The organism is Fibrivirga algicola (assembly GCF_011742925.1).
Lineage (GTDB): Bacteria > Bacteroidota > Bacteroidia > Cytophagales > Spirosomataceae > Fibrella > Fibrella algicola.
Window position 1 is genome coordinate 455,323 of the sequence record NZ_WAEL01000005.1, and the last position, 18,005, is coordinate 473,327.

The following is an 18,005-nucleotide window of genomic DNA, read 5'->3' on the forward strand; positions in this document are numbered from 1 at the left end:
ATTGCTCTCGCGTAGCAACGTACTTAGCGTACGAATGCCAGCCGTTGTCCGGATTTTTCGGTCTGAAACTGACCATTCTCGTATACCAGTTCGCCCGAAACGAAGGTGTGCGTAATGCGGTGACTAAACGTGTCGCCAAGCAGTGGTGACCAGGCACACTGATAAAGAATGGACTCCGGCGTAACGGTGGTCTGCTGGTTCGGGTCAACCAGAACGAGGTCGGCCCAATACCCTTCGCGAACGTACCCACGACGGTCGATCTGGAAGCAGTCGGCGGGCGCGTGGGCCATTTTCTCTACTACTTTTTCGAGCGGTAGCTTACCCTGCCTGGCCGATTCGAGCATCAGCAATAACGGGTGCTGCACCAGTGGTAAACCCGACGGTGCCTGCCAGTAGGGCTGCTGTTTTTCATCCCAGGTGTGCGGTGCGTGGTCGGTCGCAATAATGTCGAGGCGGTCGTCGAGAAGTGCCGTCCAGAGCGCGTCGCGGTGATGCGCCGCTTTAATTGCCGGGTTGCACTTTATCTGGTTACCCAGCCGCTCATAATCATCGGCGGTGAAATGAAGGTGATGTACACATACCTCTGCCGTAATCCGCTTCTGGGCCAACGGGATGTCGTTGCGGAATAAGGATAGTTCGTCGGCCGTAGTCAGGTGCAGAATATGGAGGCGGGTGTTGTGTTTTTGAGCTAGCGCTACTGCCATCGACGACGAGATCAGGCACGCTTGTTCATCACGCACCAACGGGTGAATCCAGGCTGGTGCATTGTCGCCATACTCGGCCTTGTAGCGTTCTACATTGGCGCGAACGGTGGTCTCATCTTCGCAGTGCGTGGCAATGAGCATCGGGCATTCCCGGAAAAGTGCGTCCAGCGTTTGCTCGTTATCAACCAGCATATTACCGGTCGATGAGCCCATAAACACCTTTACGCCGCACACGGCGCTGGCATCGGTGCGCAAGACTTCGTCGAGGTTATTGTTCGACGCACCCATGAAAAACGAGTAGTTGCCAAACGCCGTTGCCGCCGCAATGTCATACTTATCCTGCAACAGTTGCTGGGTCAGGGCGTTGGGCGTGGTGTTGGGCATTTCCATGAACGTGGTTACGCCGCCCGCTACCCCCGCCCGCGACTCGCTGCGAATTGTGGCCTTGTGGGTTAGGCCTGGTTCGCGGAAATGTACCTGATCGTCAATTACGCCAGGCAGCAGATACTGACCGGCGGCGTCGATTACCTGATCGCCGGGCTTTGCTGATACGTGTTGACCTACTTCGGTGATAAAGCCATTGTCAATTCGAAGGTCAGCATGCTGTGTTTTTCCTTCGTTGATGAGCTGGGCATTAAGTATACGGTAGGAAGCCATAGGAATAAGGTGCAGTCAGATACAGTGGCAAAGGTAAAAACCGGGGTAACGCGGACTTCAGTCTGCATTTTCATTTCGCGAATAAAAAATGAAAATGCAGACTGAAGTCCGCGTTACCCCAGCATGTGTATTACCGCAACAGTGCGGCGGCTTCTTTGGCGAAGTAGGTCAGAATGACATCGGCTCCAGCGCGTTTAATGGCCATCAATGATTCCATCATGGCGCGTTCACCATCGAGCCAGCCGTTTTGGGCAGCGGCCTTGATCATGGCATATTCACCGCTGACATTATAGGCCGCAATGGGCAGATTGCTGTTCTGGCGCAACAGGCTGATAATATCCAGGTACGCCAACGCCGGTTTCACCATCAGCATATCGGCACCTTCAATCGTATCCAGTTCCGCTTCGATCAGCGCCTCGCGGCGGTTGGCCGGGTTCATCTGGTACGTTTTCTTATCGCCAAATTTCGGAGCTGAATCCAGCGCATCGCGGAAGGGACCATAGAAAGCAGAGGCGTATTTGGCACAGTACGACATTATAGCCACGTTCTGGAACCCGGCATCGTCTAATTCCTGACGCAGGTACGAAACCCGGCCGTCCATCATGTCTGACGGGCCAACAATGTCGGCACCGGCCTGTGCCTGCGCAACGGCCATACGGCCCAGAATCTCCAGCGTTTCGTCGTTTAGAATTTGCCCGTTCTCGACAAGACCATCGTGCCCATCAGAACTGTACGGGTCCATGGCCACGTCGGTCATAATGGTGGCTTCAGGGTACTTCTCCTTGATAGCCCGCACCGTTTGCAGGTATAGGCCGTCGGGGTTGTGGCTCTCGGTGGCGTACTTGTCTTTTTTCGACTCTGATAGGTTCGGGAACAGGTCGAACGTGGTAATACCCAGATCAAGGCAGCGACCGATTTCGTCGAGCAATAAATCCTGCGAATAGCGGTAAATACCGGGCATCGAACGTACTTCGGAACGTACCTGCTGGCCTTCCAGAATAAAGACGGGGAAGATAAAGTCTGACGGGTGCAGGCGCGTTTCCTGCACCATGTCGCGAATAGCTGCCGACTGACGATTGCGGCGGGGACGACGAATTATATTCATAGTCGGTAAACGGCTAGGCTACCAATTTAAATCCTTCGCCATGCACATTTACGAGTTGAACCGATGGGTCATCCTTGAGGTATTTGCGCAGTTTGGTAATGTACACGTCCATGCTGCGGGCATTGAAATATGAGTCGTCGCCCCACACCACTTTTAAAGCAAAACTGCGCCCAAGGGGTTGGTTGAGGTTCTGAGCCAGTAATTTAAGTAGTTCCGACTCCTTGCTGGTGAGTCGTTGTCCCGTGGTTTCGTTGTTGCGCAGCAAGAGCTGATGCGGGTAATCGAAACGGAACATACCGATCTGGTACGTAGTGGTTTCGGGCTGCGTTTCGGCCCCCTGATAGCGGCGAAGAATGGCCTGAATTCGCAGCAGCAACTCCTCCATATTGAAGGGTTTCGTAATGTAATCATCGGCCCCCAGGCGTAGTCCCTGAATGGTGTCTTCCTGCATCGACTTGGCCGTCAGAAAAATGATGGGTACGTCGCGCCCATTCATTCGAATCTCTTTGGCAAGCGTAAACCCGTCTTTCTTAGGCATCATCACATCCAGAATACACAGATCGTACTGCCCCGTCATAAACTGTTGCAGACCCGCATTGCCGTCGGTGGCGCGGTCGGTGGGGTAGCCTTTCAGGGTCAGATACTCCTGAGTAAGCTGGCCAAGATTGGGGTCGTCTTCAACAAGAAGGATAGAGGGCATATAGGTTGATTTATTGGCCTGAAGGTTGGTGAAAAAGGCTAGTGGTTATCGGGTTGGGGGTAATCCGATACTCACTCATTATAAAGTGGAATGATAAGCTGAAACTCACTGCCGCGTCCGGGAGTACTGGTAACCGTGATTTGGCCCTGATGCTCCTCGGCCATTTTCTTCACGTAACTCAGGCCAAGCCCAAATCCCTTCACGTCGTGGCGGTTGCCAGTTGGTACGCGGTAAAACGTCTCGAAGATCCGGCTGATCTGTTCTTTTGTGAGGCCCAGCCCCTCATCGGCTACGGCAATGGCCACAGCGGGTTTGCCGTTGGGCAATGGTGTATTGTAGGTACGTAGCCGAATGGCAACGTGATCGGGCGAATACTTGATGGCGTTGTCGATGAGGTTGTAGAGCATATTGGTCAGGTGAACTTCGTCGGCCATCACAACCTCCTGAGTCGCGTCGAAATCCATGTCGATTTCGCCCTGCCGCTGTTCAATCGACAGGCTCATCGTGTTCAGCACCTTTTCAACAACGTCATGCACATTCACCGGAGTCAGCGCCAGTTTTACTTCGCCTTTATCCAGCAGGGCCATTTGCAGAACCTTCTCCACATGCGAACCAAGTCGCTGATTTTCGTCGCGAATAATGCTGACGTACCTGGCCAGCCGATCGGTCAAGCCCGACCCGCCGGTCGATTCGCCCGCCTCCGCCATGACCGGTGCTGCGCTGGAGGCTAGTTGATCCCGCGCCATCTCAACCGCCAGACCGATGGTCGAAATAGGCGTTTTGAACTCGTGGGTCATGTTATTGATGAAGTCGTTCTTGATATCGGCCATCTTCTTCTGGCGTAGAATCGTGGTGATGGCAACATAGAAACAGCCCATAATGACCAGAATCAGGATTGCCGATCCGGCGAGTGTGGCGGTCATGCGGCTGAGGATAAAGGCCCGCTGATCGGGGAAGAACAGGTAGAGGTAATTGCCGGTCTCGAGCATATTGTTCGGAAACAGCGCCGCTTTGTAAGTCGATTCTTCGAATTGCTGCTGAATGGCGGTTCGGGCGGCAACGGGCATGTTGCCGAGGGTCAGGCCGGTAGAGGTAAACAGCAAATCGCCTTGCTGCGGGCTGCGAACGGCATAATCGAACGGAATGCTGATGCCCCGCTCGCTCAGTGCCTGCCGGAGCAATGTATCCAGCATAAACCGGTTTACGCGCTCGGCCAACGGACGATCGGCCATGAGCACGCCCCGAAATATATCTTTGATTGTTTCTGACTGGTCGGTGACGGATGTGCCGCTACCAGGCCGATTACTGACGTTGTTGTCCGTAGGCGTCGATTCCACCAGTTTATCGGTCGATAAGCTGGTTTTTTTGGGTCTGGGTTTTCCTAACTTCGACTGCCTGGTAGCGGCCCCGTAGGCACGTGATTGCCCGGCCTGCGAAACTGAATCGGGAACGACCAGACCCGACGACGACCGTAACACTTCGTTGATATGACTTTGCAGTACCTGATCAATCCAGCGGCCGAAACGTTCCTGCTGAATCAGTTGTGCCTCCAGGTCGCCGGCGGCCATTAGCTCATCCTGCTGTTTGTAGAATTCATCAACTGTTCGGAGCTGCTCGGGCGTGAGCGACCGTTGAATGGGCTGAAGCGCATCCATCTGGATGGTTACTGTGCCGGGTCTGCCTTCCAGCGGATAGGCTGATGAAGAATTTGGCGACTGAGCCGACCGATGATTGTCGCGCCGGGCCACCGACCGGCTGCGGGGCGCTGCGTCAGTGTGTTCGGCCAGTTGATTTCCTTTCCCGATCGCCTTCAGCTGTCGTTGCTGCTGCTGAGCCGCCAGCCGGTGCCGGGCCTGGTACTGAATCTCCTGCCGTTCCAGACTGCGCACAACCTCCTGTAGCGCATCGGTCACTTTATAGTCGAACTGCTCTTTCTGTAAATGCAGGGCGTTGCTGATCCAGTAGAGCTGAAATCCTACTAAACCTAACAGCCCCACGGCCATCGAAAGGACAATCCAGCGAATTTGTTTCGTTGACATTAAATTTCGGGAAATCGGTGCAACGTGGTGGCACGGCGGTCCGTCTATACAAAGTACGCGCCTAACCCCGATGCGCTTATCGACTTAACAACTTTTAACAGGCAACATACCAGCGGTTTATCGGTCTCTGAATGCCGCTGAAAACTACGCTAACCATGAAAAAAACAGTGAATACCCTGCTCCAGTTCGTATTGGGTACGTGTCTGACTACCGGCACGGTACTGGCTCAAACGCCTGCCCCAGCTAAAACCAGCGGCGAAATGCGGCTGAAAGTAACCGAGCGGAATGGCAACGAACTGCGCGAAATAGAGCGTACCTACCGCCTCGATGGCATGACCGATGCAAAGCGCGATGCCATTGTAAACAAGCTGATCGACTCATTGCGGGCTACCCGGAAAGGCAAAGACAGCCAGATTTCGGTGACCATTGAAGATGAACGCGGTACCGATCGAATTCGCTTCAATAACCGCAACGGCGCTACTCAGGATGCTGTAGGCGGGATACAGGTAATGCCTGGCCCTGGCTCACGCGTTCGTGGTTATACCTATTCAACGCCCCGTACGCCCGGTGCGCCTGCCACACCACGTACCCCGCGTACGCCTAAATCACCAGACGTAGTGATTGCCCCCCGCGACTTTGAAATCGACGGTACCTTTACATTTGATGACGATTCGCTGGGTGGACGACGTACCCGCGTGTTCCGCTTCGACCGCCGTAACCTCGACTCGATGGCGAAAAACATGAAAGAGTTTGGCTACCGGGTCGAGCGTGAATTTGCTCCGCTTGCCGACCGTCTGTCGCGTGTGCAGGGCCTTCGCGGTCTGGATGAGCGATTGGCTATGCCGTTTGAAACCTGGTCGCGTGCTGGTGGCGGCACCCAGGCGTCGACCATCCGTGGCCTCGATGCGTACCCGAGCAACCCTGATAAGTTTATGCTGAACGTACGATTCACGGCCCCCGGCAAAGGCGATGCGCTGATTGTGGTGACCAACCCCAAAGGCAAAGAAGTAGCCCGCCGCGAGTTGAAGGACTTCACCGGCGAATTCGTGGGGCAGATTGATCTGGGCCGTAAAGCCGAAGGCGTATTCTTCGTGACCGTTACTCAAAATGAGGACGGTGCTGTGCGCCGCGTGGTGCTGAAAAAAGACGAAGCAACGACAAAGTAGGAAGTCTTCTGTTGCGCTGCTAGAGTGGCAGTAGATTGGTGCTTAAAAGTCAAACCCCGGCAACATACCTGATACGTTGCCGGGGTTTCTGTTTGCAGGTACGTTGCTGATTCGCGTAGAGCACGAAGCCATCACCGTTGAATATCAGCTTGTTGGTGGATAGGGGAATGGCGTATGAAGTTGTTATTCGTTAATTAGTGGCCTGTGTAATTCGGGACAGCAGCACAGCTGCTTTACGTCGGAGGTCACTTGATCGATTTTGCCATAGGTTAGCCCAGAAAACCAGCAACAATAAGGTCTGAAGCACTGACAAGCCAGTAATAAGGGCCCAGTTGTCAGTAGCCTGTAGGTGCATTATTATACGTTTTGCCGACATGAAGTAGCCTATAGCCCCACTGAAGAAGACACCACTCACCAGCCAGTTAAGCCAGGAGTACCTTCTTCCGGTGTAGCACGGTACGAAATGATACGCTTGTAATAAGGCGAAGCCCACCGCTATGTCGGCAAATAAGAGCGACGATGTTGAAGCCGTACTGTTTTTCCAGCATATGTACGCAAACAGGCCTACCGTGATCGGTAATTTTCGTCCCCACAGCAACGTACCCAACGTTTGTGCCACGCCCTTCCGATATTGACTAGACAGGCTCTTCTGGAAAGGTGCTTCCAACGCAAGAATACCATCGGCCCGCCCAAATGCCGCGTGTGTATTGGTTAGGGCCTCGTCGAACGAACTGCCGTTGGCTATGGCGGTGGTGATGGCCTCCCGGTAATGGTCGCGTACTTCATCGAGCACAGGGGTACTAACCCGCACTTCGTAAGCCCCTAGAAAGTGGTTCAGGTACGATTCCTATTCGGTAGTCAGCATCAGATTGCTGGTTTCAGGTTGAGGATTGTGTTCAGGTTTTCCACGAATGAGCGGAGTTCAGAGACGCGGCTCACGGTTTGCTGATGGCCAATTTTGGTGAGCGAGTAATATTTCCGTGCCCGGCCGTCTACCACCTCTGTCTCGGCAGTGAGCAGGCCCTCGGCTTCCAGCTTATGCAACGATGGGTAGAGGGCCCCTTCTGTAATGATCATTTCACCCGCCGTAAAGGCTTTCACCTGCTGAGTGATCTCATACCCGTACATCCGCTCGCGATCTTCCAGTAGCTTGAGAATGATAACCGACAAGCTTCCTTTTAGGACGTGTTGCGTCGTATTGTTCATATAACAAGTATACAGAGAAGTTATATACTATAGATGCTTAGGTATTGAAAAAAGTGACGGTTCCTTAACTTCGCACCATAACTTTTATAATTCTTCACGTATACATGGGTTCAGCGCAGTATTTGGGTATCGACGTGGGCGGCACGAACGTTAAAATGGGCGTGGTTGACGCTAAAACAGGTAAAATCAGCAATTTCTATAGCCACGACACCGATAGCTGGCGCCAGTCGGGCCACTTTATGGATCAGTTTGCCGACGCCATTGCCGTGCAACTATATGCTAATAAAGAAGTAACCAAAGTAGGTATTGGTCTGCCCGGCATGATCAACCGCGAACGCACAACACCGCTCGAAATCACGGCGATTCCCGAGCTGAATGGTGTGCCGATGGTCGACATTCTGAATAAACGCTTCCCCGATGTAGAGTTTTTTCTAGAAAATGACGCCAATGCGGCTGCTCTTGGCGAATTTTATTTTGTGGAGGACATGAATGATGAAAACTACATTTTCATCACATTAGGCACAGGCGTAGGCGGTGCGGCTATCATCAACAAAAAGGTATTTGTTGGGGGTGACGGCAACGCTATGGAACCGGGCCACATTCCGTCGCGAAACGGCAAAGTGCTGGAGCGCAACATTGGTAAAAAAGAACTGCTCGATCTGGCCAATGAGCGCCGGTCCAGCTTTAAAGGGCAAACGACCCTCCCCAGCGATGGTAGTATCTCAACAACGGGTCTGGTAGCCGCTGCTGCCGAAGGCGATAAACTGGCGCTGGCGATCTGGTCGGAGGTGGGCGAAATGCTGGGTGAAGGGCTGGTGTCGCTGATCCGGATTCTCGATATCAAGCAAATCCTGATTGGCGGCGGTCTGTCGGCCTCTTTCGACTACATCATGCCTGCCGTTCAGAAAGAACTCGACTACTGGCTCACCCCATATTACAAAAACGGCCTGACGGTTACCAAAGCCACGCTTGGCAACGATGCAGGCTTGCTAGGCGCCGCGTCGCTCTGCTTTTAATGTTTGGTTTGAGGTTTGATGTTGCGCTGCCTGGGTACGTTGCTTCCGTATAGAAGAGAACGCACCCAGGCAGCGCAACATCAAACCTCAAACCCTATTCAGATAATGTTCACCTCGGGATTGATGCTGATGCCGAACTTCTCGAGTACAGAGGCCTGCACCTGATGGGCCAGTGCGAGAATCTCGTGGCCAGTAGCCCGGCCATAGTTTACCAGCACCAGCGCCTGCTTGGCGTGTACACCGGCATCGCCGCTGCGATAGCCTTTCCAGCCTGCCTGCTCAATCAACCAGCCCGCCGGCACTTTCACGGTGTCGGTACCCACCGGGTAGCCCGGTAGCGTTGGGTACGTTACCTTGAGTTGCTCGAACTGATTAGCCGGAATTTCGGGGTTCTTGAAAAAACTACCCGCATTGCCAATCTCGGCCGGGTCGGGGAGTTTGCTGCGCCGAATCCGGATCACGGCATCGCTGATGGCCCGGATGCTCATTGTGTCGTCGGTAATGCCCATCTCGGCCAGCGTTTCGCTGATGGCCCCGTAGCGTGTATGGAAGATGGGCGTTTTGTTGAGCTTAAAGGTCACCGACGTGATAATGTACTGCCCCTTCAGTTCGTGCTTAAATACACTCTCGCGGTAACCGAATTGACAATCGGCATGGTCGAATCGCCGCTTCTCGCCGGTTTCGATATGTACCGCCTCTAAATGGTCGAAAATCTGTTCGATCTCTACGCCGTAAGCCCCAATGTTCTGCATGGGAGCGGCGCCAACTGTACCGGGGATGAGCGACAGGTTCTCCATTCCGGCAAAGTTTTTGTTCACGCAGTACATAACCAGGTCGTGCCACCCTACACCGGCACCGGCCTGAACATAGATGTGCTGTTCGTCTTCGCGCACTACCCGGATACCACCGAGCGTTAGACGAATAGCCAGTCCGTGAAAGTCTCTGGTAAGCAACAGGTTACTTCCTCCGCCTATGATTAGCTTGGGAAGTTGAGTAAATTCGTTGAGTTGAAAAAGCGTGTCGAGGTCAGTTTCCGAATCGATGTTGGCGAAATAAGTAGCCTGGGCCTCGATGCCGAAGGTGGTATAGGGCCGTAGCGATACGCTACGTTGTACGGTCAGCATAGGTAACAAAATGATCACCCCAAAAGTAGTAGTTTTGCAGCAAGCCGCTTAGATGTCGGCTAATCTCTTTTACCCACCAGCTATGATGTCTTCAGTAGGAAAATTGCTCGTTGCAGGAACCACCCTGTTTGTCGCCTGGTCCTGTGCGCCTACTCCGGTAACCACCACCAGCCGCACAACCACCGGTAGCTACAACGACTATTCAGAAGAGCTGTCGTCGGCCCGACCGGTGTTTGTGCCACCAGTTGCCAAGCCGGCAGCATCAGCGCCAGCCACCTTGCCGCCGGGCCGTTCAGTAGAAAATCCACGACGACCGGGTGGTCAAGTGGTACCTGCCGAAGCCATGCACGTAAACAAACGCCTCGACGCTATTTTGGACACAATCGCCGTTCAGAACCGCCGGGTGCGGTATGCGCCGGGTTATCGGGTGCAGGTATACGTGGGCAACGAACGGGCTGCGGCCGATGCCGCGAAGCTTCAGTTGTATCAATTATTTCCTGAATTGAGTGCTTATATGAGCTATCAACAGCCTACTTATCGATTAAAAGTGGGCGATTTTATGAAAAAAATGGACGCTGAACGGTATTTCAGTAAGTTGAAATCTGCATTCGCTGCCGCGCAGTTACAACCTGATAAAGTAGACGTTAGGCGGGGCCTGTTGATAAAATAAATGCAATACAATAAGCGTCCTAATGTAATTTTATGGCCTGATACACGAAATTTTACAAATTCTATATAATATATAATCGCATGAAAAAAGCGTTGATCACCGGCATCACCGGGCAGGATGGAGCTTATTTGGCTGAATTGCTGCTCGAGAAAGGGTATGAAGTGCACGGCATTAAACGTCGAAGTTCGCTCTTCAATACTCAAAGGATCGATCATATGTATGAAGATCCGCATGAGACGCATGTTCGGTTTAAGTTGCATTACGGCGATCTGTCGGATTCAACGAACATCATTCGTATCATTCAGGAAATTCAGCCCGACGAAATTTACAACCTGGGTGCAATGTCGCACGTGCGGGTTAGTTTCGACGAGCCAGAGTATACGGCTCAGGTTGATGGCATCGGTACGCTCCGTATTCTGGAAGCCGTTCGTTTGCTGGGCCTGACCGAAAAGACACGCATCTATCAGGCGTCTACTTCTGAGTTGTATGGCGGTGTACAGGGCCACGCTCAGTCAGAGACGACTCCGTTCTACCCTCGTTCTCCCTACGCCGTTGCCAAACTATATGGCTACTGGATCACGGTGAACTACCGCGAAGCCTACAACATGTATGCCTGCAACGGTATCCTGTTCAACCATGAATCGCCGCTGCGTGGCGAAACGTTCGTAACGCGTAAAATCACTCGTGCGGTAGCCCGGATCGGCCTTGGTCTGCAAGACAAGGTGTTCATGGGTAACATCGATTCGCTGCGCGACTGGGGCCATGCCAAAGACTATGTGGAGGCGATGTACCTGATTCTGCAGCAGGATACCCCCGAGGACTTTGTGATTGCAACCGGCGTAACAACAACCGTACGCGACTTCATCAAAATGGCCTTCCAGGAAATCGGCGTTGAGCTGGAGTTCCGTGGTGAGGGTGTAGAAGAAAAAGCATTTGTGGTAAGTGCCAGCAACCCTGAGTTCCCGGTTGAAATTGGCAAAGAAGTCATGACGATCGATCCACGTTATTTCCGTCCAACTGAAGTTGATCTCCTGCTGGGTGATCCAACCAAAGCGATGACGAAACTGAACTGGACACCGAAATACGATCTGGCTGGTCTTGTAAAAGACATGATGCAGGCGGATATCGCGCTCTTCCAGCGCGACCAACTGCTGGCTAAGAGCGGCCACCAGGTGTTGAACTACTACGAATAGAACCTGTAGAATACCAGCATCAAAAAAGGCTTCTTCCTGGCGGGAGAAGCCTTTTTTGATGCTGGTACCGTAAACCTGCTGAGAATTAGTAAAGGCACAGAAAAAGTTGCTGTAGCAGATGAATTGCCTTCCGTATATACGCCTAAAAAAAGAGCGTGCTATGGACTGATCAGTCACGTAGCACGCTCTCACTCAGGGCAACTAGCCTAGCTCAGCTAATTGGCGACTCATTTTACCATTACATCGGCACGGCGTAATAGATCATGCGCGAACTGTTAGGATACATACCGATTAACAGCAAACCTTCACCTTCTTTCACGCTACCAACAATCGTTTCGAGGTCTTTTACGGTCTTTACATTTTTACCGTTGGCCTTCATAATAATGAAGCCTTCCTCAATCTCTGTCTCGGCTAGTTTGCCATCCAGAATTTTGTTGACCCGAATGCCGAGGCCAGCACTGATGCCCATAGACTGCCGTTCTTTGTCGCTCAGGTTGGCAAACTCACCACCCAGCGCTTTCATAGTCGACGAAGCCAACTCTTCTTTCTTGATCACGTCGCGGCCACCGTTCCGGTTACGCAGTTCAAGTTTCACCTCGCGCTCTGAGCCATCGCGGTTGATCGTTACGTTGAGCACATCACCTGGGCGACGACGACCTACGATTTCGCGCATCTGCGCATCAGAATCGACTAGTTGACCTTCCATCTTCACGATCACGTCTCCTTTCTGGATGCCGGCAGTTTTAGCAGCACCGTTATCAGTCACGCTTTCTACGTAGATACCACGGCCCACTTTAGCGCCAACTTCTTTCGCAATTTTGCTGTCCAGCTCACGGGGCAGAATACCGATATAACCGCGCTGCACGTTGCCAAACTTCACCAGATCGGCAGTTACTTTCTTCACCAGTGATACCGGCACAGCAAAGCCGTAGCCACTATAGTAACCGGTTGCTGACGCAATGGCCGAGTTGATGCCTACCAGTTCACCACGAAGGTTTACCAACGCGCCACCCGAGTTACCTGGATTGATCGCTGCATCTGTTTGAATGAATGATTCAATTGGCGTGTCGACTGGTTTGGCACCAGGCTGCTGTGGCTGCTGGTTGCGGCTCAGGATACCGATACCACGACCTTTAGCACTCACGATACCAGCCGTTACCGTCGATTCGAGGTCGAGGGGATAGCCAACGGCCAATACCCATTCGCCCAGTTTCAGACCATCAGAGTCACCCAATGTAATGCTGGGCAGGTTGTTGGCTTCGATTTTCACCACGGCCAGATCGGTCAGTGGGTCGGTGCCAATCACTTTTGCTTTGAAGCTACGCTTGTCAGTCATCACTACCTCTACTTCGTCGGCATCCTGCACCACGTGGTTGTTGGTCACGATGTAGCCGTCTTTCGAGATAATTACGCCCGAACCTGAGGCCTGTCCCTGCTCACGGCGTGGGCGACCACCGCCCTGACCTTGTCCGCCGAATTCATCACCGAAAAATTCGCGGAAGATATCGGGCATCTGTTGCTGACGCACTGTACGCGTCATTGTTGTGCGGATGTGCACCACGGTAGGCGATGCTGCTTCGGCGGCGTAAGCGAAATCACCTGGAGCACCCGAAGGGGCGTTGCCAGTCAATGAGGCCAGCCGACCGAGCGGCGAACCTGCCGATGATTCGGTAAACACGACGTCCCGCTTGTTGAACCCAAGCAGGTTGTACGCGCCCAGTGTTACGGCGCTCGAGAGGAGGGCGATCAACACTAAAACTTTCCAGTTGCTTTTCATGGTATTGGGGTACTGACAGTTGTTTTATGTAGGATTATGGGCGGCGAAAAAGGCGTCGGTATAGTCATTTTAAAGGGTGCCTAGCCTGCCGCTTCTGAGGGTATAACGATCAGTAGGCGGCGAAAAATTCGATTCCCAATACCCCCTTAACGATTTTTAACAGCGGATGTTTTTTTCCAGGTTTCAGGTTGCAAGTCTCAGGTTTCAAGTGCTTCGCTTACTTACAGATGGTCAATAAGCGAAGCACTTGAAACCTGAGACTTGCAACCTGAAACTACCCTTCCAGATACAACGCCCAGTATTGTTTTGCGGTGTTTTCCCAGCGGAATCGGTTGGCCTGCCATTGGAGGCGCTGGGCTTTGAGCGGATCGTCGTAATAATCGCGCATGCCCGTTCGAAGTGTTTCAACCACGTCTTCGGGTTCGAACGAGTCGAAGTAGAACGCTTCCCGGCCACCAACCTCAGGCAGGCTTGTCAATCGTGACAGAAAAACGGGTTTGCCGACGCTCATTGCCTCGACAACCGGCAGACCGAAGCCTTCACTTAATGAAGGGAATAAAAAGGCCTCGCAGTTGGTATACAGCCACGATTTAGTTGCCTCGTCGACGGGTCCGGTTTGCAGTACGTTATCAATGCCCAACTGACTGGCCTGTTCGCGCAGGTGCTGGGCGTAAGGATGGTCATTTCGCCCGGCCAACACCAGGGCATAGTCTGGAAATGCCTGTGCGATCGCCAGCAGCACGTGAATGTTCTTTTTGGGGTGCAACACGCCCAGGTATAAAAAAAATGGCTTATCCAGTCCGGTAAGTGCCGACGGCAGGTCAGTTGGGGGCGCGGGCAGATCAGATACGCCGATGTACACAGTCTGAAGTGGCGTGCGCTCGGGTACGTGCAGGTGCTCTCGAACAACCGTGCCTGTGTAATCAGAAATGGTCGTGAGTACCTGCGCCCGGTTGATCCGGCGTTGAACGGCGGCCAGCTTACGCTTCTTCTTTGCCTGTGAGTAGTCGGCGCGCTCCAGAAAATTCAGGTCATTGATAGTCAGAACAAGCTTTCGGGGCCTCTGTGCAGGCCAGTAGGCACCATCCTGATGCAGGTTGTGCCAGACGTCGAACTGGCCGGGGCTGTAAAGTTTATACCGCCAACTGGCTTCGCGGTAGTGCAACGTACCTGAAGCAGGCCCAAAAACGCCCGCCTGCCCCGGTGGTACCAGAAATGTGAGCGATGTACCCGGTGGCTGCTGCCGAACTAGTTCCTGCCCTACACGCAAACAGGTTTGGCCCAGCCCGCTGTTCAGATCGCGTATCCGCTCGGTATCAACGAAAATAGTTTTCATATAAAAGAGCTAAAGTCCAGACCCTAACCCTGGACCACCTGTGAAATGGCATAAGGTTAGACCCTGGACTTTAGTTATCAGTCAGCTTTTTCTACTCTTCGAAACGCTTGAACAACACCGTAGCGTTGTGGCCGCCGAAGCCAAACGTGTTACTCAATACTACGTTGACGGTCTTTTTCTGCGCTACGTTGGGCGTCAGGTTAAGGCCGGCAGGTACGTTCTCATCGCGGTTGTCGAGGTTGATGGTTGGCGGAACCAGACCGTGCTGCATGGCCAGGATACCCGCTACACCTTCAATGGCACCGGCAGCACCCAGCAAGTGACCCGTCATTGATTTAGTAGCGCTGATGTTCAGGTTGGTTGGGTTCTCGCCAAACACCTTTACAATCGCTTTGGCTTCCGACACGTCACCGATTGGGGTCGAAGTGGCGTGTACGTTCAGGTAATCTACGTCGTCGGGTTGCAGACCTGCTTCGCGCAGGGCTTCGCGCATGGCGTTGGCCGCGCCAAGCCCCTCGGGGTGTGTACCCGTCATGTGATAGGCATCGGCTGTGGCGCCCGAACCAACCAGTTCACAATAGATTTTGGCGCCGCGTGCTTTGGCGTGTTCGTATTCTTCCAGGATGATACCGCCGCCCCCTTCGCCCAGCACAAAGCCGTCACGGTTGGCGTCGAAGGGCCGTGAGGCGCGCTGTGGGTCGTCATTACGTTCCGAGAGAGCCTTCATGTTGCTGAAGCCGCCCAGCGCCGAATCGGTGATTACGTACTCGGAGCCGCCCGTTACGATGGCATCTGCTTTACCCAGCCGGATAAAGTTAAAGGCATCGATCATGGCGTGGGTACTCGAAGCGCAGGCTGATACCGGCGCAAAGTTGACGCCCATGAACCCGTGGCGGATCGAGATCATACCGGCACCCATATCGGCAATCATTTTCGGAATAAAGAAGGGGCTGAATCGGGGCACTTTACCCCCTGCTCCATAAGCCAATACTTCTTCCTGGAAGCTATGCAAACCGCCAATACCCGACGCCCAGATTACACCGACCCGCTCTTTGTTGATACCTTCGTTCAGCAGACCGGCGTCGGCAATGGCCTGATCGGCCGTTACGATGGCGTAATGAACGTACCCATCCATCTTGCGGGCTTCTTTCCGGTCGAAATAATTGAGCGGATCAAATCCTTTCACCTCGCAGGCGAAGCGTGTTTTAAATAAGGACGCGTCGAATTTAGTGATGGGTGCGGCTCCGCTGGTGCCGGTGCTCAGACCTTGCCAAAATTCCTCAACGGTATTTCCAATGGGGGTAAGGGCACCGAGGCCCGTCACAACAACTCGTTTCAACTCCATAACAGGGGTATGCATTAATATATCGCAAAGATGGGTGGATTCGGGGAATTAGAAAAATTGTTAATCGTTACTACAACTAGTTGACAGCAGTAGTTCTACCAAAATTAATGAGTAAACTGTCTTTCTACCCAGGCAATCATGACAATCAGGGCGATAGTGACCGGCGCAACAGGAATGGTTGGCGAAGGTGTTTTACATGAATGCTTGCTCGACGATCGGGTTAGCGATGTGCTGAGCGTAAGCCGGAAAACTACGGGGTTGGTGCACCCCAAACTGCGCGAACTTATTGTGCCTGATTTTTACGACCTGTCGGCAGTTGCCGCTCAACTGACGGGGTATAATGCTTGCTTTTTCTGCCTTGGTGTGTCGTCTGTTGGGTTAAAAGAAGCCGAATTTTACCGGCTTACCCACACGCTGACAATGCACATGGCCACGCTGTTGAGTCAGCGAAACCCCGATATGACATTTTGTTATGTCTCAGGAATGGGCACCGACAGTACCGAAAAGGGAAGCACAATGTGGGCGCGGGTGAAGGGCAAAACTGAAAATGACCTGATGGCACTTCCTTTCAAGCAAGTGTTCAATTTCCGGCCGGGGTATATCCATTCAATGCCGGGTATGAAAAACACAAACAGTTATTACAGATACATCAGCTGGCTATACCCCATTGTGCGCAGACTGGCCCCTTCATTTGTCATTACACTAAACCAAATAGGGCGAGCGATGATCAATTCGGTTGGCAAGGGGAAACAACGGCGGGTACTGGAAGTGCCTGCTATTAAAGCGTTGGCAGAAGAGCGGTAAGCATTGAGCGTTGCTTTGCTGATGAACCAGACGGTGCGTTAGCAAAGCAACGCTTAATTCTTACCGGTTAATTCTTAACTCTCTTCTCTCCCTTCCGATATTTGTAGCATGAATTTACAAAACGATTTAGTGCTCCGGGCGGCTCGGGGCGAGGCCGTTGAGCGGACACCCGTGTGGCTGATGCGTCAGGCAGGCCGAATTTTGGCCGAATACCGGGCTGTTCGCGAAAAGGCAGGCAGCTTTATCAAATTGGCTACCACGCCCGAGCTGGCTGCCGAGGTCACGGTTCAACCCGTTGATTTGCTCGGCGTCGATGCGGCTATCATTTTCTCGGATATTCTGGTGGTGCCCGAAGCCATGGGGTTGCCTTACGAAATGGTGGAGCAACGCGGGCCGGTTTTTCCACGCACGGTGCGCACAATGGCCGATCTGGATAGCCTCCACATCGCCGATGCTGAACAGGATCTTGGGTACGTGCTCGAGGCCCTGCGCATCACCAAGCAGATGCTGAACGGCCGGGTGCCGCTACTGGGTTTTGCCGGGGCACCATTCACCATTTTCTGCTACATGACCGAGGGTAAAGGATCAAAAACGTTTTCTGTAGCCAAAAAGCTGCTTTACACCGATCCCGCTTTCGCGCATGCTTTGCTGCAACAGATTACCGACAGTACGATTACGTATCTGAAGGCGCAGGTACGTGCTGGTGCCGATCTGGTCCAACTGTTCGACTCATGGGCCGGGATTCTGTCACCTGACCAGTACAATACGTTTTCACTACCCTACATCCAGCAAATCTGTGATGCCATCAAGGCCGACGCCGAGGTGGGACATACGCCCATTACCGTATTTGCCAAAGGGGCGTTCTTTGCTCGTGAGGCTATCGGGCAACTCAACTGCGACGTGGTCGGTCTTGACTGGAACATGGGCATTGCTGAGTCGCGGGAGTTGATTCCCGGCAAAACGCTGCAAGGTAATCTGGACCCCTGTGTGCTGTATGCTACCCCTGACCAGATCAGGGCTGAAGTGCGGCAGATGCTCACCGCGTTTGGGCCTCAGCGCCACATTGCCAATCTCGGCCACGGCGTTTATCCCGACACCAATCCCGATCACGTGCGCGTGTTTATCGACGCGGTGAAAGAATTTTCGGTTTAACAGATCAGGCG

Annotated in this window: 16 protein-coding genes; 6 read left to right on the top strand and 10 right to left on the bottom strand. The window is 53.1% G+C overall.

The genetic code is table 11. The features are described from left to right. Positions 1-23 precede the first annotated feature (23 nt). The 4 genes from F7231_RS16015 to F7231_RS16030 form a co-directional block, all read right to left on the bottom strand. A complete protein-coding gene (locus F7231_RS16015; RefSeq protein WP_166692629.1) occupies positions 24-1,361 on the bottom strand; it encodes a dihydroorotase in 1,338 nt (445 codons plus the stop codon). Positions 1,362-1,491: 130 nt separating this feature from the next. Further along, the gene (gene hemB, locus F7231_RS16020) at positions 1,492-2,466 is read right to left on the bottom strand and encodes a porphobilinogen synthase (RefSeq protein ID WP_166692631.1); all 975 of its coding nucleotides are present in this window, start codon (positions 2,464-2,466) and stop codon (positions 1,492-1,494) included. A 13-nt stretch (positions 2,467-2,479) separates the two neighbouring features. Next, positions 2,480-3,166, bottom strand: a complete 687-nt coding sequence (locus F7231_RS16025; RefSeq protein WP_085411201.1) for a response regulator transcription factor — start codon at positions 3,164-3,166, stop codon at positions 2,480-2,482. 71 nt (positions 3,167-3,237) lie between these two features. Continuing rightward, the gene (locus tag F7231_RS16030) at positions 3,238-5,205 is read right to left on the bottom strand and encodes a sensor histidine kinase (RefSeq protein WP_166692633.1); all 1,968 of its coding nucleotides are present in this window, start codon (positions 5,203-5,205) and stop codon (positions 3,238-3,240) included. A gap of 155 nt (positions 5,206-5,360) precedes the next feature. Between F7231_RS16030 and F7231_RS16035 the strand changes: the two genes are divergently transcribed. Further along, positions 5,361-6,371: a T9SS type A sorting domain-containing protein gene (locus F7231_RS16035; protein WP_166692635.1), complete on the top strand. Its 1,011-nt coding sequence runs from the start codon at positions 5,361-5,363 to the stop codon at positions 6,369-6,371. Positions 6,372-6,561: 190 nt separating this feature from the next. Here the strand turns inward: F7231_RS16035 and F7231_RS16040 are convergent, their stop codons facing one another. Both F7231_RS16040 and F7231_RS16045 read right to left on the bottom strand, forming a co-directional pair. Further along, on the bottom strand, positions 6,562-7,164 hold the full coding sequence (locus F7231_RS16040) for a hypothetical protein (RefSeq protein WP_166692636.1): 603 nt from the start codon (positions 7,162-7,164) through the stop codon (positions 6,562-6,564). Between the two features lie 71 nt (positions 7,165-7,235). Next, on the bottom strand, positions 7,236-7,577 hold the full coding sequence (locus tag F7231_RS16045; RefSeq protein ID WP_166692638.1) for a PadR family transcriptional regulator: 342 nt from the start codon (positions 7,575-7,577) through the stop codon (positions 7,236-7,238). A 104-nt stretch (positions 7,578-7,681) separates the two neighbouring features. On the opposite strand from F7231_RS16045, the gene F7231_RS16050 reads away from it, so the two are divergent. Then, a complete protein-coding gene (locus tag F7231_RS16050; protein ID WP_085411196.1) occupies positions 7,682-8,593 on the top strand; it encodes an ROK family protein in 912 nt (303 codons plus the stop codon). A 98-nt stretch (positions 8,594-8,691) separates the two neighbouring features. Here F7231_RS16050 and murB read toward each other — a convergent pair whose 3' ends face one another. Further along, the gene (gene murB / locus F7231_RS16055; RefSeq protein ID WP_085411195.1) at positions 8,692-9,717 is read right to left on the bottom strand and encodes a UDP-N-acetylmuramate dehydrogenase; all 1,026 of its coding nucleotides are present in this window, start codon (positions 9,715-9,717) and stop codon (positions 8,692-8,694) included. 82 nt (positions 9,718-9,799) lie between these two features. Between murB and F7231_RS16060 the strand changes: the two genes are divergently transcribed. Both F7231_RS16060 and gmd read left to right on the top strand, forming a co-directional pair. Continuing rightward, positions 9,800-10,387, top strand: a complete 588-nt coding sequence (locus F7231_RS16060) for an SPOR domain-containing protein (protein ID WP_229365032.1) — start codon at positions 9,800-9,802, stop codon at positions 10,385-10,387. An 80-nt stretch (positions 10,388-10,467) separates the two neighbouring features. Then, positions 10,468-11,580, top strand: coding sequence for a GDP-mannose 4,6-dehydratase (gene gmd, locus F7231_RS16065; protein WP_085411194.1), 1,113 nt, complete (start codon positions 10,468-10,470; stop codon positions 11,578-11,580). A gap of 238 nt (positions 11,581-11,818) precedes the next feature. Here gmd and F7231_RS16070 read toward each other — a convergent pair whose 3' ends face one another. The 3 genes from F7231_RS16070 to fabF all read right to left on the bottom strand — a co-directional run bounded on the left by F7231_RS16070 (position 11,819) and on the right by fabF (position 16,038). Continuing rightward, positions 11,819-13,357: a Do family serine endopeptidase gene (locus tag F7231_RS16070; protein WP_166692640.1), complete on the bottom strand. Its 1,539-nt coding sequence runs from the start codon at positions 13,355-13,357 to the stop codon at positions 11,819-11,821. A gap of 274 nt (positions 13,358-13,631) precedes the next feature. Then, positions 13,632-14,693 (bottom strand): glycosyltransferase family 4 protein, encoded by a 1,062-nt coding sequence (locus F7231_RS16075; RefSeq protein ID WP_085411192.1) that lies wholly within the window; start codon positions 14,691-14,693, stop codon positions 13,632-13,634. Between the two features lie 91 nt (positions 14,694-14,784). After that, the gene (fabF, locus tag F7231_RS16080) at positions 14,785-16,038 is read right to left on the bottom strand and encodes a beta-ketoacyl-ACP synthase II (RefSeq protein WP_085411191.1); all 1,254 of its coding nucleotides are present in this window, start codon (positions 16,036-16,038) and stop codon (positions 14,785-14,787) included. Between the two features lie 138 nt (positions 16,039-16,176). Here fabF and F7231_RS16085 point away from each other — a divergent pair, with 138 nt between their 5' ends. Then, complete coding sequence (locus F7231_RS16085) at positions 16,177-16,842, top strand: Rossmann-fold NAD(P)-binding domain-containing protein (protein ID WP_166692641.1); 666 nt, start codon at positions 16,177-16,179, stop codon at positions 16,840-16,842. Between the two features lie 108 nt (positions 16,843-16,950). Beyond that, the gene (gene hemE / locus F7231_RS16090) at positions 16,951-17,994 is read left to right on the top strand and encodes a uroporphyrinogen decarboxylase (protein ID WP_085411189.1); all 1,044 of its coding nucleotides are present in this window, start codon (positions 16,951-16,953) and stop codon (positions 17,992-17,994) included. Positions 17,995-18,005: the final 11 nt, after the last annotated feature.

Bases quoted from the DNA above. Each gene is read 5' to 3' on its own strand.
- F7231_RS16015 (WP_166692629.1), bottom strand. From the start codon at position 1,361: ATGGCTTCCTACCGTATACTTAATGCCCAGCTCATCAACGAAGGAAAA.
- hemB (WP_166692631.1), bottom strand. From the start codon at position 2,466: ATGAATATAATTCGTCGTCCCCGCCGCAATCGTCAGTCGGCAGCTATT.
- F7231_RS16025 (WP_085411201.1), bottom strand. From the start codon at position 3,166: ATGCCCTCTATCCTTCTTGTTGAAGACGACCCCAATCTTGGCCAGCTT.
- F7231_RS16030 (WP_166692633.1), bottom strand. From the start codon at position 5,205: ATGTCAACGAAACAAATTCGCTGGATTGTCCTTTCGATGGCCGTGGGG.
- F7231_RS16035 (WP_166692635.1), top strand. From the start codon at position 5,361: ATGAAAAAAACAGTGAATACCCTGCTCCAGTTCGTATTGGGTACGTGT.
- F7231_RS16045 (WP_166692638.1), bottom strand. From the start codon at position 7,577: ATGAACAATACGACGCAACACGTCCTAAAAGGAAGCTTGTCGGTTATC.
- F7231_RS16050 (WP_085411196.1), top strand. From the start codon at position 7,682: ATGGGTTCAGCGCAGTATTTGGGTATCGACGTGGGCGGCACGAACGTT.
- murB (WP_085411195.1), bottom strand. From the start codon at position 9,717: ATGCTGACCGTACAACGTAGCGTATCGCTACGGCCCTATACCACCTTC.
- F7231_RS16060 (WP_229365032.1), top strand. From the start codon at position 9,800: ATGATGTCTTCAGTAGGAAAATTGCTCGTTGCAGGAACCACCCTGTTT.
- gmd (WP_085411194.1), top strand. From the start codon at position 10,468: ATGAAAAAAGCGTTGATCACCGGCATCACCGGGCAGGATGGAGCTTAT.
- F7231_RS16070 (WP_166692640.1), bottom strand. From the start codon at position 13,357: ATGAAAAGCAACTGGAAAGTTTTAGTGTTGATCGCCCTCCTCTCGAGC.
- F7231_RS16075 (WP_085411192.1), bottom strand. From the start codon at position 14,693: ATGAAAACTATTTTCGTTGATACCGAGCGGATACGCGATCTGAACAGC.
- fabF (WP_085411191.1), bottom strand. From the start codon at position 16,038: ATGGAGTTGAAACGAGTTGTTGTGACGGGCCTCGGTGCCCTTACCCCC.
- F7231_RS16085 (WP_166692641.1), top strand. From the start codon at position 16,177: ATGACAATCAGGGCGATAGTGACCGGCGCAACAGGAATGGTTGGCGAA.
- hemE (WP_085411189.1), top strand. From the start codon at position 16,951: ATGAATTTACAAAACGATTTAGTGCTCCGGGCGGCTCGGGGCGAGGCC.